This is a genomic window from Pseudomonas sp. AC211 (assembly GCF_979258055.1).
The window spans coordinates 776,685-794,279 of the sequence record NZ_OZ409830.1; the positions used below are offsets into that span (position 1 = coordinate 776,685).

Below are 17,595 nucleotides of genomic sequence, written 5' to 3' on the forward strand. Positions count from 1 at the left end.
GATCGCACAACTCTGTAGGAGCGGCTTTAGCCGCGATGCTTTTTGCGCGTCAAACCCAGGTATTCAATTCCAGCGCCAGCTTCGACGTCAGCCGCAGGTATTGCTCGCTGGCTTTGTTAAGAAACACCTGGCCGTCCATGGTCAATTCACGGCTCTGTTTGCCGGCTGTTTCGTAGCGGTAGAGCGTTTGCTCGTCCTGTTGGCGCAAGCACTGATAGCGCTGCAGGCGCGGTTGGACGGTGAAGGTGAGCATGTCGACAAAGGCCACTAGCACCTCTTCGCTTTGCCCCACCGCCAACGCGCAGCGCTGCAAGATCGGTGTGTGGGTGAACGGCGTGGTGGAGAGCATCACGTGCTGGCAGTCGCTGAGGTCGTCGCGCGGTTCGCCGCTGAGCGTCCAGCCGCCGTGAACGTCGCGCTCAAGGGTCAGGCTGCGCTGTCCGAGGTTGTCGACCTTCAGCCATAGCCGGCGAAAGCGCCAATCTGGGTCGAAGGCCAGCACATACGTGGCAGCGATGCTGTTGCCGCGCACGCTCTGGATCAGGTGGCTGCTGGCATGAATGCCGTTCTCGTCCTGACGCAGACGCAGGTTTTCCACGCCGGGGTTGAGCCAGGGTTTCCACACAAGGGTTTGTTGCATCGAGGTAGGCTGCATCCGTGCATATCCAGAAATGAACGGTGGGGCGCTGGCGTGCTGCCGCAGGGCACCGTCCATGGTGAACCGGCGAGCAGAATAGACGGATGTTTCTGTGATGTATGTAAGAGTTTTGCTACATCAATTGAATTTTCTGCGACGCGCTAGGCCTTGCGCTTGAGCGGTTGCTGCTCGAAATTCACGCCGCCGAGGCCCGTGTCCTTCAACGCGCGAATGTTGCCGTGGTCAGTGCCGGTCGGCGTCGCCAACACGCTGCGGTAATGCTCACCGAAAGCGCGCAGGGTTTCTTCCAGATTCAACCCCTCCAGCAAGGCCAGGCCGAGGATTTTGCACGAGCCTTCGTTCTGGCCGCTGGCGTTGTTCTGGTTGCCGTTCACAAAGGCGCTGGGCTGGTAGTCGTAATGCTCGGCGATGAACGCCAGGGTGCTGGCGAACAGGTGCTGGTCGCTGCGCAAGGCGGCGCGAAAATCAGACAGTGACATTACTTGTGACCCTTGTTGAACGCCGCTTGCTGATCGCCGCTGGCTTCTTTCTGGTATTTGCTTTTCCACTCGCTGTACGGCATGCCGTACACCTCTTCGCGCGCCTGATCGATGGTCACCGGCAAACCCACGTCGTCGGCGGCGGCCTTGTACCACTTCGACAGGCAGTTGCGGCAGAACCCGGCCAGATTCATCAGCTCGATGTTTTGTACATCGGTGCGGTCGCGCAGGTGCTGAACCAATTGGCGAAAGGCGGCGGCTTCGAGTTCGATCTGTTCTTGCTCGGTCATGGCAACGTACTCCGAGAACGTGCGAAAGGGTGAAGGGCGGAACGGCGCGATGATAGAAGCGCCACGCCCGCACTTCAATGCGGGCGCGCGCAGAAACAGACGAGTTAACGGTGGCCGGCGAGGGTGATCGACACCGACTCGGCAAAACGCAGGGCATGCAGCTTGTCGACTTCCACTTCGGCGTAGCGCACGGCCGGGTGGGCCATCACCAGGTCGAGCAATTCCTGAGTCAGACGCTCGAGTAGGGCGAAGCGGTTGTTTTCGACGTGGGCGATGATCGCTTTGGTGATGGTGCGGTAGTTCAGCGCGTGCTCGATGTCGTTCACCTGCACCGCGTCCACTGCGGGGTAAAGAATGGTCAGGTTGATCAACACGTCCTGCTTGTTATCGATTTCTTCCTGCTTGATTCCAATGTAGGTGCGCAGGCGCAGGTCTTTGACCTTGATGCGCGCCATTCCAGGCTCCAGTCGCGGCATAGCGGTGTACTCCATCGAATCGGTTGCTTACTTCAAATGCCGGCCGCCGTTGACGCTCAGGGTGGTGCCGGTGACGTAGGGGTTGTCGAGCAGATAACGCAGGCTTTGATAGATGACCTGAGCGCCGGGTTCGATACCCAGCGCCGATTTGGCCAGGGTTTTGGCGCGGTACTCGGCGTCGTCGCCCTCGTTGAACAGAATCAATGCCGGGGCGATGCCGTTGACCTTGATCGCCGGCGCGTACTTAGCGGCGAACGACAACGTCAGGCTTTCCAGTCCCGCCTTGCTGGCGCAGTAGGCCAGGTGTTTGGCGCTGCCTTTGTGCGTCACGTCATCGCTGACGTGCACGATGTCGGCCGGGGTCGACTGGCGCAGCAAGTCGGCACAATGCAGGTTGATCAGATACGGCGCGAGCATATGCACGCTGAACATCTGCTGAAAAATGGCCGCCTCATCGCCCGGCGTTTCCGCCAGCCATTGCGAAGCGTTATGCACGATAGCGCGCAGGCTTGTGGTGTGTTTTTTCAGCGCGGCAACAAACGCCAGAATGCCAGCTTCGCTAGAGAAATCCGCCTGGATGGCCACCGCGCCACGCTCGCGCAAGCGCTGCACGCTGGGGCGTTCCTGGCGGTAAGTGATGATCAGTGGGTGGCCGTCATCCAGAAGGCGTTCGGCGCAATGCAGGCCGACGCGTTGGCCGGCACCGGTCAGCAGAATGGGGGCAGAAACAGACATGGGCAACTCGTTGGCAGACAGGCCCGGCAACGTTAACCCAGTCTGCCTCCCGGCACAAAACGCGGCGCGGTGCTCACTTCGCGCCGCTGGCCAAACCCTGCGAGGTCACCGCCGGCAGCGCCTTGCGCTTGTGCAACCACGGCGCCAGCAGGCGAGTGGAAAGGGGAATGAACCAGTAGGTCATCAGCGGCGTGAGTGCCAGCGTGCTGAGCAGAATGCGCACGGCCAACGGCAGCTCGCTCAGAAGCCCGCCAAAAATCAGATTGAACGCCAGCGACACCGGAAAAAACGCCAGCCAGATCGCCACGCTTTGCTTCCACCGTGGGACGTTTCGACTGGCGCTGCCGAACCAGGCGTCGATGCCCTGTACACGGTGTTCCAGCGGCTGTGCGAACAGTCCCTGACCGCGTTGCAGCCAGGCGCGGCGCGAAACGGAGTGTTCCCAGCTGGCGAGCAGCTCGGCGTCGGCGAAGCGGAATACGATTTGGAATTCGTCATCGTCGGGCGGCGGGGCAAGCACGCCAGAGCCTAGATAACCGGGGAAGTCGGTGGCCAGTTGTTCACCTTCACGCAGCCACAGCATGAAGTCTTGGTAGCGCTCGCGCGGCACGCGGCGGGCCACCATCAATGTGACGGGGGAAGCAGACATTATGTATCTCCTCAAAACCGTGCCGCCGCTTGGGTAAAGCCTTGGCAAAAAAGCGCCCCAGGGTGGCGGGGCGTTATGGCGCGAAGAATAGTGGGTTTGCCGGGTGATTTGCCAGCAAAGATGCGGACTAGAGCGGGCAGCTCGTCAGGTGGCAGACGCCTTGGCGACCGGGTTGAGCAGGCGATGCTGTTGATAGATGTACTGACGCAGCCGCTCGCTGTGCTCGGTTTTGCGCCCGCTCAGGCGGTACGCCACCAGCCGCTGATTGCTGCGCCGCGCCAGAATGCCCTGCAAACGAAGCGGTTCAGCGCCGGCTTGCGGCAGCCACAACGTAAAGCTGTTCGGCACCGTTTGATGACGAACTTCCATCAGCAAACCGGTGGTGGAAAGGCTGTGCAGCCACATGCCGCTTGGGTTGCCCTGTTCATCGACCAGCTCGACAGCCGGTTCGATATTCAGGCGCCACGGCCGCTCGGATGGGCCTTGCTCGATCACCTGCGGTGCGCCGATTTCCAGGCTCATGCTGTGGAATTCGTCTTCCACCAGTTGCAGCGGAAACGTCACACGCTCGCCGTTGAAATGGGCTTCGATGGTCAATTGGTCGCTGGCCGCCAGGCGGGTGAGCAGGTCTTTGGTCTGCGTGCCGCCATCCACGCGCAAACTTGGGGTTTGCATCGGGCCGTTCGGGCGAGCAGCGCCTTGCAGGTCCTGTAGAAACTCCAGTTCCTCGCGCGTAAGAATTCGGGGGTCTTGCATGGCAGATGCTCCAGTACTACACGAAGGGCAATCAGATGAGCCAGATGCGTCGGTGGTGGGACAACGCCGTATAGGCTTTATTAGTGAAAGCGTCAGGCTTTCCGACAAACGGCGAGCAGGCGTCTATTACGCAGTCTTTTACCGACGTTCGAGACCGATCGCGACACGGCTCAGGCATAATGCCCGGCGTTTTTTTTAGCCTGCTAACGGAGCGAATAAATGAAAGTTGCGATCTTGTCCGGCTCGGTGTTTGGCACCGCTGAAGAAGTGGCCCGCCACGCTGAAACGTTGCTCAAGGCCGCTGGCTTCGAAACCTGGCACAACCCACGCGCCACGCTGGATGACCTCAAAGCGTTTGCTCCCGACGCCTTTCTGGGCGTGACGTCCACCACCGGCATGGGCGAGCTGCCCGACAACCTGCAACCGCTGTACTACGCCATCCGCGACGAACTGCCGAACTGGCGCGGCCTGCCGGGCGCCGTGATTGCCTTGGGCGACGCCAGCTATGGCGACACCTTCTGTGGCGGCGGTGAGCAAGTGCGTGAGCTGTTCGCCGAGTTGGGCCTTCGCGAAGTGCAAGACATGCTGCGCCTGGATGCCAGCGAGAGCGTGACGCCGGAGACGGATGCCGAGCCGTGGTTGGCCGGGTTTGTGAAAGCGCTAAAGGCCTGAGCCCGCAAGACTCCCTCACCCCCAGCCCCTCTCCCGCAGGCGGGAGAGGGGAGCCAATCGCAGCTTGCCGCGCGATACACGGTCGGCTCCCTCTGCCCGCTTGCGGGAGAGGGTTGGGGTGAGGTTTTTAATCCCATGCTCCGCGCGCTGACCCACAAGGCCACTAAGCTGGCTGCCAGAGCGACTACCGCCCCCGCCATCCCTCGCTAGACTCACCGGCACTGAAAACAAAAACAACCGAGGTGACCGCCGTGACCGCTGCGCAAATCAAATCCGTACCGAACGTCAAAGACCAGGTGTCCGCCGCCGAGTGGCAGGCCCGTGTCGACCTCGCGGCCTGCTACCGCCTTATCGCCCTGCACGGTTGGGACGACCTGATCTTCACCCACATCTCGGCCAAGGTGCCGGGCACCGAAGAATTCCTCATCAACCCGTTCGGCCTCATGTTCCATGAGATCACCGCCTCCAGCCTGGTAAAGGTTGACCTCGACGGCGTGAAGAAAATGGACAGCCCGTACGAAATCAACCCGGCCGGCTACACCATCCACAGCGCCGTGCACGAAGTGCGTCACGACGTCGGCTGCGTGATCCACACCCATACCGCCGCCGGCATTGCCGTGTCGGCGCAGAAACAAGGGTTGCTGCCGCTGTCACAGCAGTCGCTGTTCGTGCTGTCGAGCCTGTCCTATCACGGCTACGAAGGTGTGGCGCTGAACCACGAAGAGAAGGCGCGGCTACAAGCGGACCTGGGCGACAGCAATTTCATGATTCTGCCCAATCACGGCCTGATGACCTGCTCGTCGAGCATCGCCGACGCGTTCCTGATGATGTTCACCCTGCAGCGCGCTTGCGAAGTGCAGGTGATGGCGCAAAGCGGCGGCGCCGAGCTGATCCACATTCCGCAGCAAATTCTCGACGGCGCCAAAGCCATGGTGCAGGGCGTGATGAAAACCTCCCAAGGCATGGGCGGCTCGCTGGCGTGGCCGGCGCTGTTGCGCAAACTGGATCAACAAAATCCGGGCTACACGCGTGATGACGCCGGCCCTCGCCGGCATTCCCCTGCGCGACTGGCGCGCGCAGGCGAAGAGCCTGACCTTTGAGAGTCACAAAATTGCCTATTGGACGGCAGGGCGCGGCGAGCCGTTGCTGTTGATCCACGGTTTCCCCACGGCCAGCTGGGACTGGCATTACCTGTGGAACACCTTGGCTCAGCGCTACCAGGTGATCGCCTGCGACATGCTCGGCTTTGGCGATTCGGCCAAGCCCCGAGGCCACGATTACCGCTTGGTGCAACAGGCCGATATCCAACAGGCGCTGCTGCGCCAGTTGAACATCGACGCGCCAGTGCACGTGCTGGCTCACGATTACGGCGACAGCGTGGCGCAGGAGCTGGTGGCGCGGCACCACGAAGGGCGCATTCGCCTGGCCTCGTGTGTATTCCTTAACGGCGGCTTGTTCCCGGAAACCCATCGCCCGGTGCTGGTGCAAAAGCTGTTGTTGAGTCCGCTCGGGCCGCTGATCGGCCGGATGTTTGGTCGGCAAAAGTTGGCGGAAAGTTTCGCCAAGGTCTTCGGGCCCAACACCCAGCCTAGCGAGCAGGAACTGGACGACTTCTACAGCCTGATCGCCCATAACAACGGGCCAGCGGTGATGCATCGTTTGATTCATTACATCCCCGAGCGCCGGCAACAGCGCGACCGTTGGGTGGCGGCGATGCAGAAGGGCGGTTTGCCGCTGCGGGTAATCGATGGCGCCGTGGACCCGATCTCCGGCGCCCACATGGTGGCGCGCTACCGTGAGCTGATCCCGCAACCGGACACCGTGCTGCTGCAAGGCATCGGCCATTACCCGCAAACCGAGGCGCCTGCTGAAGTGTTGCAGCATTACCAAGCATTTCGCGCCGCCCTCGCTGGAGCTGCGGTAGCCTAGCCGCTGACTTTTAGCGGGAGGCGATATGCGCACGGCAGCGATGTTCACGGCGACACTTCTATTGGGCGGCTGCGCGAGGCAGCGCGCCCACTGAGCAGGCGCCGCTATTTGAAGGCTGGTATGCCCAGCAGCCGCTGGGTAATCCACAGTTCGCGCCGGGGCTTTGGCCGCTGTTGGCCAGTCGCGCCAATTTTCCGGTAAACGATGCGCCGGCCACCGCCGGCCTCGTTCAATTGCACATCGACGCCGACCAACAGCTCACCGTGCGCCTGCATCGGGAAGGGCGCTGCGTTGGGCAGCTCAGCATTGCCGGGCACCTTGACGGCACTCAGTACCAATTTTCAGACAGCGACTTCAACGGCATTCCGCTTATCGCCTGGGGCCATAACGCGCGTGACGTAACGCTTGCACTGAGCGCCCCCGAGCAACTGGCCGCTACGGTGCACACCAGCAGTTTCGGCATGTTCCTGATCATTGCCGGCGGCGCGCCAGACCGCGATGTCACCTATCGCTACACCCGCGTGGAGACGCCCGCCGTCGTCTCGCCGACGTGTCCGGCACCGGCGCCGGGGCGGCAGTGAGCGGCGCGAATCATGCCCTACCGTTATTGCGCGCCATTCAGCCCCGGCCGCTTTTCTTGTAGCCGCCGCCGCGCTCCGCGACACTCGGCGCCATCGCATGTTCTGCTATCTGCCACAGGAGTTTGATATGAGCGAGTCCGTTCGTTTTGAAGACAAGGTTGTGATCGTCACCGGCGCTGGCGGTGGTATTGGCCGCGCGCACGCCCTGGCATTCGCCAAAGCCGGCGCCAAAGTGGTGGTCAACGACCTGGGCGGCAGCACCCACGGTGAAGGCGCCAACGCTTCGGCGGCAGACCGCGTAGTGGCTGAAATCGTTGAAGCCGGCGGCACCGCCGTGGCCAACCACGACTCGGTAACCGACGGCGAGAAGATCGTGCAGAACGCCCTCGACGCCTTCGGCCGCATCGACGTTGTGGTCAACAACGCCGGCATCCTGCGTGACAAAACCTTCCACAAAATGGAAGACGCCGACTGGGACCTGGTTTACCAAGTGCACGTGGCCGGCGCCTATAAGGTCACCCGCGCCGCCTGGCCGCACATGCGTGAGCAGAACTACGGTCGCGTGATTTTCACCTCGTCCACCTCGGGCATTTACGGCAACTTCGGCCAGTCCAATTACGGCATGGCCAAGCTCGGCCTGTACGGCCTGACCCGCACGCTGGCCATTGAAGGCCGCAAGAACAACATTTTCGTCAACGCCATTGCCCCAACTGGCGGCACGCGCATGACCGAAGGGCTGATTCCCCAGCAAGTGTTCGAACAACTAAAGCCTGAACTGGTTAGCCCGTTGGTGGTGTACCTCGGCAGCGAAAACTGCCAAGACACCGCCGGCCTCTACGAAGTAGGCGGCGGCTGGATCGGCAAAGTGCGTTGGGAGCGCAGCAACGGCGCGGGCTTTGATCCGAAAGTCGGCTTCACCGCTGACGACGTTGCCGCCCACTGGCAAGAAATCGGCGACTTCGAAGGCGCCAGCCATCCCGAAGACAGCCTGCAAGCCTTGCAAGCGATGATGGCGAATTTGCAAAAGTACGCCGGCAAGTAAGCACCGCCCTTCGAAACAAACCGGCCCAAGTGGCCGGTTTTTTTTCGCCCGAATTTCTTACCTGTAGGAGCGGCTTTAGCCGCGATGCGCTTGAGCGAAAAGCATCGCGGCTAAAGCCGCTCCTACAGGGTCTGTGGCGAAGGCAAAGTTTTGCGCTGGTTTTCTTACAAACTGCAAAAGTTCCCGCCTCGCCGAATGCCCCTCCATTCATTCCAGTGTTGGTGCCCTGTGATGACCGCATGGTGCGGGCATTCATCCTTTTGAGCGACACGAAGAATCAAACCTTCGTGCGCTTATCCGCGTGTCATCCGCTGAGTACGGTGCACCACAGTTTCACCAACTAGGAGAGCCGCATGACAACAACAAAAAGGCCCGGACTGTTCCAGCCAAAGACTCTGGCAATCGCGATCGCATTGGGCACCTGCGCCCAGGCTCACGCGGTGAATTTCAATATTGGGGAGATCGACGGCCAATTCGACTCTGCCCTTTCCCTTGGCGCAAGCTGGGGTACCGAACGACCAAACAAGGATTTTATCGGCATCAACAACGGCGGTCGTGGCTACGCCCAGACCGGTGATGACGGTCGCCAAAACTTCAAGCGCGGCGAGACTTTTTTCGAAAATCTTCAAGGGCATCCATGACCTTGAATTGAAATACAAAGACACCGGCGTGTTCCTTCGTGGCAAATACTGGTACGACTTCGAGCTGAAAGACGAGAACCGTCTTTTCAAAGACATCGATGACGACCACGCCAAGATGGCGGCCAAATCGTCGGGCTACCAATTGCTCGACGCCTTCGTTTACCAGAATTACACCATCGCCGATCAGCCGGGTAACGTCCGTCTCGGTAAGCAGGTCGTGAGCTGGGGTGAAAGTACCTTTATCCAGAACGGCATCAACTCCATCAACCCGGTGGACGTTTCTGCATTCCGTCGTCCTGGTGCAGAGATCAAGGAAGGTCTGATTCCGGTAAACATGTTCTACATGTCGCAGTCGCTGACCGACCAACTGAGCGTGGAGGGTTTCTATCAGCTTGAGTGGGATCAGACCGTGCTCGACAACTGCGGCACGTTCTTCGCTGCGGATGTGGTGCAAGAAGGCTGTGATACCGGCTACAACGTAGGTAACCCAGCAATCGGTGCATTCCAGCCAGCTGCGGCTGCTTTGGGAATTGGGTTCGACTACACCAGCGAGGGCATCATCGTGCCTCGCGGCGGCGACAAAGATGCACGTGACTCAGGGCAGTTCGGCGTTGCGCTGCGCTGGCTGGGCGACGAGACCGAGTACGGCGCCTACTTCATGAATTACCACAGCCGTACGCCAATCGTGAGCACACAGTCCGGTAATGTAACCACTGCGTTTGGCTTGCCTCTGGTTTTGAGTGGTGTTCCAGGTGCCTTCGCTTCCCCAGTGCTGCAGAGCGCCGCGCTGGGTAACGGTGAGTATTATCTCGAATACCCGGAAGATATCCGCCTTTACGGTGTGAGCTTCTCCACCACGTTGCCTACCGGGACTGCGTGGGCGGGTGAGTTCAGCTTCCGTCCGAACGCCCCAGTCCAGATCAACACTGTCGACGTAACTCGTGCTTTGTTGAAAACCCTTGATCCGGCCGCTTCGCCGGTGGAAAGCACAGGCTCTGGCAACAACCATGGTTATAACCGCAAGCCAATCAGCCAGGTGCAAACCACCTTCACGCACTTCTTCGACCAAGTGCTGGGTGCTGAACGTTTAACGGTTGTAGGCGAGGTCGGCTTCAGTCACGTGTCTGATCTTGAAAGCCGCGACGACCTCCGTTACGGCCGCGACTCGATCTTTGGTACCACCATGGATCCGACCCAATTGCGCCGTTATGGCCGCCACGGTTTCGTGACCGAAAACTCTTGGGGCTACCGTACTCGCGCAATCCTCGACTACAACGACGCGTTCCTCGGTGTAAACCTGAAACCGAACCTCTCCTGGTCGCACGATGTCGACGGTTACGGCGCAAACGGTGTGTTCAACGAAGGTGCCAAAGCCGTCAGCGTTGGTCTCGATGCTGATTACCGCAACACCTATACCGCGAGCCTGTCCTACACCAATTTCTTTGGAGGTGAGTTCAATCCGATGACTGACCGCGACTTCTTCGCAGCCAGCGTTGGCGTGAACTTCTAAGAATTGCTTGCGGAAATAACAGAGGACTACAAGAACAATGAAAACAACGAAAAATCTGTTGGGTGCCCTGGCTCTTTCGCTGCTTGCCAGCAGCGTGTTGGCTGCCGTACCGGCCGCCGACGTGGCCAAGCTCGGCACCACGCTCACGCCGCTGGGCGGTGAGAAAGCGGGTAATGCCGATGGCAGCATTCCGGAGTGGAACGGCGGTCTGGCGAAGAACGCCGCGTCGGTAAACAGCGGTGGTTTCGTCAGCGATCCGTTTGCCGGCGAAAAGCCCTTGTTCGTGATTACCGCCGCCAACGCCGACCAGTACAAAGCCAAGCTCTCGGCTGGCCAACTGGCGATGTTCAAGCGCTATCCCGACACTTACAAAATGCCGGTTTACCCGACTCACCGCACCACCGCCGTGCCGGAAGAAATCAACAAAGCAGCCAAGATCAGCGCCGAAAAAACGGTGTTGCTCGAAGGCGGTAACGGCCTGAAAAACTTCACCGACAGCCGCTACTACGCGTTCCCGATTCCGCAGAACGGCCTGGAAGTGATCTGGAACCACATCACCCGTTATCGCGGTGGCAACCTGCGCCGCAACATCGTGCAGGCCACGCCGCAAACCAACGGCAGCTACACCCTGGTGCACTTCACCGACGAGGTGTCGTTCCCGGCGGGTATGCCTGGCCTGGATCCGGCCAAAGCCGAAAACGCCCTGTTGTTCTTCAAACAGCAAGTGACCGAGCCGGCGCGTCTGGCCGGTAACGTGCTGCTGGTACACGACTCCCTCGACCAGGTTGCCGAGCCGCGCATGGCGTGGATCTACAACGCCGGTCAGCGTCGCGTGCGTCGTGCACCGCAGGTTTCGTATGACGGCCCAGGCACCGCCTCGGACGGTCTGCGTACCTCGGACAACTTCGACATGTTCAACGGTGCTCCTGACCGTTATGACTGGAAGTTGATCGGCAAGAAAGAAATGTACATCCCGTACAACAACTTCAAGCTGCAATCGCCGGACGTGAAATACGCCGACATCCTCAAAGCTGGCCACACCAATTCCGACCTGGCCCGCTACGAGTTGCACCGCGTATGGGAAGTGGAAGCGACCCTGAAAAGCGGCGAGCGCAATATCTATGGCAAACGTAAGTTCTACGTCGACGAAGACTCCTGGCAGATCGCCGCTTCGGAAATGTATGACGGCCGTGGCCAACTGTGGCGCGTAGGCGAAGCGTTCCTGTACCAGCAGTTCGTGGCGCAGGCCCCGGGTTATGCGTTCGAAGCGCTCTACGACATCATCGCTGGCCGTTACCTGGCCATCGGCATGATGAACGAAGAGAAACACTCGGTTGAATACGGCATCAAAACCTCGGCCACCGACTACACCCCGGCAGCCCTGCGTAACGCTGGCGTTCGTTAAGCTTCGAAACAATTTGGACGTAGGTTAGGCCTAGCGCCGCGAAGCCCAACGAGCGTCCATCACACAGCTTAATGAGCACTGCTCAGGTGTATGAATAAGGCGGCCCGCGGGTCGCCTTTTTCTTATTTGGCCGCCCGTTACGAGCTAAGCGTGGTTAAGATCGGGCCTTGTTTCACCTTGAATAAAAACAAAAAAAGCAGAGGCATCGACCATGCATAACGTCCACCCGATTGGACCGCGCCCCCTGCGTTTATCCGACAGTCCGCTGCCGCGTTTGCCGGCGGCCCATTTTCCCCGTCCGCGTCTGGTGCAGGCGCTGCTGGCCGGCGACAGCCGCCTGGCGCTGATTTGCGCACCGGCCGGTTTTGGTAAAAGCGTGTTGCTCAACGAATGCGTGCGCCAGGCGCCGGTCGGCACCCAAGTGGTGTGGCTTGACCTGCTCGGCCGCGCCCTCACGCCTATCGAACTGCTTGCCCGCCTGGCCAAAGCGCTGGGTCGCGCCGTGGAGGAGGGCGACACCTACGACGAGTTGTGCAGCCTGCTCAGCCGCATCGAGCAACCGCTGTGGATCGTGCTCGACGACTACCCGCGCGAAGCCTGCGCCGAGCTGGATGACTGCCTCGACCGTCTGCTTGAACAGGCGCCGCACACCTTGCGTTGGTGGATCGGCGGGCGCCGGCGCCCAGCCTGGAACCTGCCGCGCCTGATGCTGCAGGGTGACTTGCTGGAACTGGACGCCTCGGCGCTGGCCTTGGAAGAACCCGAACTAAACGGTTTGCTGGAGCAACACCACCTCGATCTGCCCGCCGAACTGCGCGCGCAATTGCTACACAACAGCGAAGGCTGGGTGGCCGGCGCTTGCCTGCTGCTGATCAAAGGCACCGCCGAGAATCTGCCCGAACGCTTGGCGTCCGGTACGCCGTTGCTGCACGAATACATCGTGCGCGAAGTGCTTTCCGGCTTGTCGCCAACCTTGCTGCGGGCGCTGTCGGTGCTTGCCCATATGCCGCGGTTTTCCGCCGCGCTGTGCGAGCACGTACTGGATGAAAACGGCGCGCAGCTGTTTGAAGAACTGCATGCTAGGCAGATGTTTTTTCTGGGCATGGACAGCTGCGGCGAATGGTTCCGCCTGTCGCGCCCGCTGGCGGCAGTGCTCAAGCGTCAAAGCTCGGCACCCGCTCCCACGCAGGCCCACGTGCGCGCCTGCCAATGGTTTGCCAGCCACGGCGACGTGCGCGCGGCCGTCGAGCACGCGCTGTTTGCCAATCAGCCCGACGTGGCGGCCAACTACTTGCAGCGCTTCGGCCAGGAACAGTTGCTGGTCGGTCAAAGCGTCGCGCAATTTCTGCAATGGCGGCACGAGTTGCCCGCCAGCTTGTATTCCAGCACCCCCCGGCTGATTACCCTGCAAGCCTGGGCGCTGCTGATTTGCGCGCGTCTGGATGAAGTGGACGATTGCCTTAAAGACCTGGGCCGTTTCTTTCCGCAACCCACGGCCCGGCAACAGCAACAACTGTTCGCCCATTACCAGGCTATTCAAGGCGTGCTGCAACGCCAGCGCGGCCAGCGCAGCGCCCGCGAGCATTCGTTGCAAGCGCTGGAGGTGTTGGCGGACGAAGCGTGGTCGCAACGCGCGCTGTGCTATCAGGCGCTCGCCCAGCAGGCGTTCGCCGAGCACCTGCTCGATGAGGCCTACGAGTACATTCAGGAAGGATTAAAGCTGGCGCGCTTGAACGGCAGCGTGTTGTTCGAAGCGCTGCTAAGCGTCGACCGCGTGCACCAACTGACCATCATGGGCGACACCCAAGCGGCGCTGGAGCTGGCCGACCTGTGCCTGCAACACCTGCAAGCGGCGGGGCGCCAGGGTCCGGTGATGGGGCGCCTGTTGCTCCTGCGCGCTAGCCTGTTCGCCAGCCAAGGTCAAACCGAGGCCGCTCACGCGGCGTATAACGCCGGCTTGCAGGCCGCTGAAGCCTGCGAAGACGCCTACGTTATTTTTGGCTACCACGGCCTCGCCGAATTGGCGGCCCAAGCCAACGACTTCACCCTGGCGTTCCAACTGCTGCGCAAGGCCGAGCGGCTGATGCAATGGCAGCACGTGCCGGAAGTGCGCTATCGCGGCGTGCTGCAACTGGCCCAAGGCGCGCTGTGGTTGCGCCAGGGCGAAGCGCAACGGGCGCGCGCCGTATTGCAAACCACGCTCGACGGCTACCTTGAGCGCGACCTGCTGGCACCGTCGGGTTTCTACGATTTGCTCCCGCGCTTGCGCTACCAATTGGCCCTGGCTGACCTGCAACTGGGCGAAGTGCGCCCGGCATTGGAGGCGCTGCAAGCCCTGAGTGATGACTGCGAGCGCGGCGGTTACCGCAGCCTGCTCAACCGCTGCCGATTCAGCCTGGTGCAGGCGCTGTTGGCGAACGGCCTGGAAAAACCCGCCGAGGCCATGTTACGGCTGGCCCTGGAAACGGCGCAGCAGCAGGGCGTGAGTCCCGACCTGCAGGCGCTGCACGCGCAATTTGGTCCGTGGCTGGAAAACGTGCTGCCGCAGTTGGCGGAGCCATTGGAACTGCGGCTGTTGCTGAGTCAGGCGGGGGCGGGCGCCGAGGCGGCGGCGGAAACATCGCCCCTGAGCGCGCGCGAGAAAATGGTCTTGGAACAGATTGCCCAAGGCTATTCCAACCTGCAGATCGCCGATCGGCTGCACATTTCGCTGCACACCGTGAAAACCCACGCGCGGCGCATCAACGTCAAGTTGGGCGTCGAGCGCCGCACGCAAGCCGTCGCCAGGGCCAAGGCGTTGGGCTGGCTGGTTTAAACAGCTCCGCTGGCGGTACCTGGCCAGGTCAAAAGCATCGCGGCTAAAGCCGCTCCTACAGAACGCGAAATCTGTAGGAGCGGCTTTAGCCGCGATTTCCTGCAAACCCCGCCGGCGTCTCGCCTGCTCGTCCGCGACATCTGACATTTTTTTCACACCCCCTGCCGTACGGTGTTCGCCCTACGTTCCGCTACGCATTGTTTCTTTCCAGCGGATGTCCGGGTTTTTGGCGGAGCAGCGGTATATGCAAGTTCGAAGCGGCAAAGGGTGGGGCATCGACTGGGCCGGAATAGGCTGGTTGTTTCTATTTTTTTGGTATTTCTCCTGCGTTCCGCAGTTGCTCATTCAACTTACCGGCACGTCCGGTTTCACCGGGTTCCGCCAGGCGTTCTTGATGAGCGCGTTGTGGCTGGTGCCGGTGTTGCTGTTCCCGGCAAAAACGCGGGTTATCGCCGGTGTGATCGGGCTGCTGCTGTGGGCCGCGTCGTTGGTGAGCCTGGGTTACTTTTTCATCTATGGGCAGGAGTTTTCGCAGAGCGTGATTTTCATCATGTTCGAGTCGAATCTGGCCGAGAGCAGCGAATACCTGACGCAATATTTCGCCTGGTGGATGGTGCCGGCCTTTGTCGTGCACACCGTGGTGGCCTACGTGTTGTGGCGCCGGGTGCGGCCGATTGAAATGACCGGCCAGCCAGCGTTTGCGGCGGCTGCGTTTATGTTGTTGTGTTCACTCGGTTATCCGCTGATCAGCCAAAGCCTGCGCGAGAAAACCCTGGGCGATGCCTTGCTCAAAGTCGAAGCCAAGTTGGAACCGGCGGTGCCGTGGCAACTGGTGTTGGGCTATCGGCAATACCGTGAGCAGTTGGGCAACATGCAGGGCATGCTCAATGACGTGGCAAAGATTCCGCCGCTCAAACACCTCAAGAGCAGCCTTGGCAACGAGCCGGCGACTCTGGTGCTGGTGATCGGCGAATCGACCAACCGCCAGCGTATGAGCCTGTACGGCTACCCGCGCAACACCACGCCCAATCTCGACAAACTGCGCAATGACATGCTGGTGTTCGACGACGTGGTCACCCCGCGCCCCTACACCATCGAAGCTTTACAACAGGTGCTGACCTTTGCCGATGAAGAGAGCCCGGACCTTTACCTGAAAACGCCGTCCATCGTCAGCGTCATGAAGCAGGCCGGCTTCAAGACCTATTGGATTACCAACCAGCAGACCATGACCAAGCGCAACACCATGCTCACCACGTTTTCCGAGCAGGCCGACGAGCAGGTGTACCTGAACAACAACCGCAACCAGAACGCGCGCCAGTACGACGGTGATGTGTTGGCACCGTTCGCCAAGGTGTTGCAGGAAGACGCGCCGAAGAAATTCATCGTCGTGCACTTGTTGGGCACGCACATGAGTTACCAGTACCGCTATCCGCCAGAGTTCGAGAAATTCACCGACCGCTCGGGCGCGCCTGCCAGCCTGCGTGACGACCAACTGCCGACCTACAACAGTTACGACAATGCCGTGCTGTACAACGATTTCGTGGTGTCGAGCCTGATCGGTGAATACGCCAAGAAAAACGACAACGGTTTTCTGCTGTACCTCTCCGACCATGGTGAAGACGTGTTCGACTCGCCCACTGGCAACGTGCTGGGGCGCAACGAGGCAAAACCGACCGCGCCGATGTACACCATTCCCTTTATGGTCTGGGCCTCGCCGAAATGGCGCGAAGGACACGAGTGGAGCTTTATCGCCGACACCAAGCGGCCGTACAGCAGCTCGCAGTTGATTCACACCTGGGCGGATCTGGCCGGCCTCAGTTTTGATGAGTTCGACGCCAGCAAAAGCCTGGTCAGCGCGCAGTTCAAAGAACGCCCGCGCATGATTGGCGACCCGTACGGCAGCAAGAAATCGCTGATCGACTTCAGCCTGATCAAGCCCAAACAGCCGCCCAAAGAGCTTGAAACCGCCCAGCAATAACGGCGCAACGTGCCATTCAACGCCCCGATTCCGGGGCGTTTTCGTGTCTATTCGCGACGTTTTCGGACAGCCATTAGCGGCGCGCCATACGCGTTGCCCTGGGCTGACCTATTCTTTTGGTCGGGCAGGCGTATAAGTAGGAAAAACCTTACGCATGGTGTCGTCTGTTTTTTGGGGTTATGGGTGTGATGCGGCCGTTTCTTATTAGTGTGCTGAGTGCACTCATTCTCGGGGCTCCAACGCTGGCGCAGGCTGCGCCAGGGATTGCCTGCACCCGCACCATGACGCTGGCGTTGCATGACCATGGCTTGCTGTATTCAGCCGACACCGACGCTGGCATCGATAAAGACTTCGCCGACGAGTTGATAAAACGCAGCGGCTGCACCGTCACCGTGTCGCTGTTGCCGCGCGCGCGCATCTGGCAGTTGATCGAGCAAGGCGCGCTGGATTTCAGCCTGTCGGGCATCGCCAACGAGGAGCGAAACCGTTTCGCCAGTTTCGCCTGGTATTTCTCCGACCAGTTTTACCTGCTGGTTCGCCAGGACGCCGGCGTGCAAACCCTGGCGGATTTCGCTGCCGACCCGGCGCTGCAGCTCGGCATCATTCGCAGTTTTCGCTACAGCCCCAAGGCCAATAATTTGGTGGACCAGCTCACCACGCAGCGCCGCGTGCGCCACGCCAGCCGCCTGGAACCGTTGTATGAAGTGCTGATGGCCAATCAAATCCAAGGCATGATCATCGAGCCGTTCGATTACCCACAGGTGCAAAACGATGACATCCGCCAACAGACGCGCGTGGTGGAAACCGGCGATGCACCCACGCCCCACGGGTTAATCATGTCGAAGAAGTCGCTGTCACCCGAGGAGCAGGCGCAGTGGCGCGCGCTGGTCGATGGCATGCGCGCTGACGGCACGGTGGAGCGCATCTTCGCCAAATACTTGCCGGCCGAATTGGCTCACACGCTGGTTAATTTTTGAGT

15 protein-coding genes and 2 pseudogenes are annotated in these 17,595 nt (G+C 60.5%); 10 read left to right on the forward strand and 7 right to left on the reverse strand.

Going from position 1 to position 17,595, the window contains the following annotated elements; genetic code table 11:
• Positions 1-49: 49 nt before the first annotated feature.
• From ACZZZP_RS03780 to ACZZZP_RS03810, 7 genes are all read right to left on the reverse strand, one after another.
• Complete coding sequence (locus ACZZZP_RS03780) at positions 50-640, reverse strand: putative glycolipid-binding domain-containing protein (protein ID WP_463381849.1); 591 nt, start codon at positions 638-640, stop codon at positions 50-52.
• Positions 641-798: 158 nt separating this feature from the next.
• The gene (locus ACZZZP_RS03785) at positions 799-1,137 is read right to left on the reverse strand and encodes a HopJ type III effector protein (protein WP_463381850.1); all 339 of its coding nucleotides are present in this window, start codon (positions 1,135-1,137) and stop codon (positions 799-801) included.
• A complete protein-coding gene (locus ACZZZP_RS03790; protein ID WP_122492816.1) occupies positions 1,137-1,427 on the reverse strand; it encodes a DUF1244 domain-containing protein in 291 nt (96 codons plus the stop codon). Before ACZZZP_RS03790 ends, ACZZZP_RS03785 begins: the two co-directional genes overlap by 1 nt.
• A gap of 104 nt (positions 1,428-1,531) precedes the next feature.
• Entirely contained in the window at positions 1,532-1,903 is a 372-nt protein-coding gene (gene folX / locus ACZZZP_RS03795; RefSeq protein WP_122452064.1) for a dihydroneopterin triphosphate 2'-epimerase, read from the reverse strand.
• A gap of 27 nt (positions 1,904-1,930) precedes the next feature.
• Complete coding sequence (folM, locus tag ACZZZP_RS03800) at positions 1,931-2,638, reverse strand: dihydromonapterin reductase (protein ID WP_463381851.1); 708 nt, start codon at positions 2,636-2,638, stop codon at positions 1,931-1,933.
• A gap of 73 nt (positions 2,639-2,711) precedes the next feature.
• Positions 2,712-3,287 (reverse strand): antibiotic biosynthesis monooxygenase, encoded by a 576-nt coding sequence (locus ACZZZP_RS03805; RefSeq protein ID WP_463536281.1) that lies wholly within the window; start codon positions 3,285-3,287, stop codon positions 2,712-2,714.
• 144 nt (positions 3,288-3,431) lie between these two features.
• Positions 3,432-4,043 (reverse strand): hypothetical protein, encoded by a 612-nt coding sequence (locus ACZZZP_RS03810; protein ID WP_463381853.1) that lies wholly within the window; start codon positions 4,041-4,043, stop codon positions 3,432-3,434.
• 219 nt (positions 4,044-4,262) lie between these two features.
• Between ACZZZP_RS03810 and ACZZZP_RS03815 the strand changes: the two genes are divergently transcribed.
• The 10 genes and pseudogenes from ACZZZP_RS03815 to ACZZZP_RS03860 all read left to right on the forward strand — a co-directional run bounded on the left by ACZZZP_RS03815 (position 4,263) and on the right by ACZZZP_RS03860 (position 17,593).
• Positions 4,263-4,715, forward strand: a complete 453-nt coding sequence (locus ACZZZP_RS03815; RefSeq protein WP_463381854.1) for a flavodoxin — start codon at positions 4,263-4,265, stop codon at positions 4,713-4,715.
• A gap of 266 nt (positions 4,716-4,981) precedes the next feature.
• Positions 4,982-5,740: pseudogene (locus tag ACZZZP_RS03820) on the forward strand (class II aldolase/adducin family protein); the annotation flags it as partial.
• Positions 5,741-5,747: 7 nt separating this feature from the next.
• Entirely contained in the window at positions 5,748-6,644 is an 897-nt protein-coding gene (locus ACZZZP_RS03825; RefSeq protein WP_122492810.1) for an alpha/beta fold hydrolase, read from the forward strand.
• Positions 6,645-6,817: 173 nt separating this feature from the next.
• Positions 6,818-7,225: a hypothetical protein gene (locus ACZZZP_RS03830; protein WP_463536282.1), complete on the forward strand. Its 408-nt coding sequence runs from the start codon at positions 6,818-6,820 to the stop codon at positions 7,223-7,225.
• Between the two features lie 127 nt (positions 7,226-7,352).
• A complete protein-coding gene (locus tag ACZZZP_RS03835) occupies positions 7,353-8,267 on the forward strand; it encodes an SDR family oxidoreductase (protein ID WP_463381856.1) in 915 nt (304 codons plus the stop codon).
• A gap of 353 nt (positions 8,268-8,620) precedes the next feature.
• Positions 8,621-10,418: pseudogene (locus ACZZZP_RS03840) on the forward strand (DUF1302 domain-containing protein).
• Between the two features lie 37 nt (positions 10,419-10,455).
• Entirely contained in the window at positions 10,456-11,823 is a 1,368-nt protein-coding gene (locus ACZZZP_RS03845; RefSeq protein ID WP_463381858.1) for a DUF1329 domain-containing protein, read from the forward strand.
• 211 nt (positions 11,824-12,034) lie between these two features.
• The gene (locus ACZZZP_RS03850) at positions 12,035-14,638 is read left to right on the forward strand and encodes a LuxR C-terminal-related transcriptional regulator (protein WP_463536283.1); all 2,604 of its coding nucleotides are present in this window, start codon (positions 12,035-12,037) and stop codon (positions 14,636-14,638) included.
• Between the two features lie 244 nt (positions 14,639-14,882).
• The gene (gene cptA / locus ACZZZP_RS03855; RefSeq protein WP_463381859.1) at positions 14,883-16,616 is read left to right on the forward strand and encodes a phosphoethanolamine transferase CptA; all 1,734 of its coding nucleotides are present in this window, start codon (positions 14,883-14,885) and stop codon (positions 16,614-16,616) included.
• Between the two features lie 281 nt (positions 16,617-16,897).
• On the forward strand, positions 16,898-17,593 hold the full coding sequence (locus ACZZZP_RS03860; protein ID WP_463536284.1) for a substrate-binding periplasmic protein: 696 nt from the start codon (positions 16,898-16,900) through the stop codon (positions 17,591-17,593).
• The last annotated feature ends 2 nt before the right edge of the window (positions 17,594-17,595 follow it).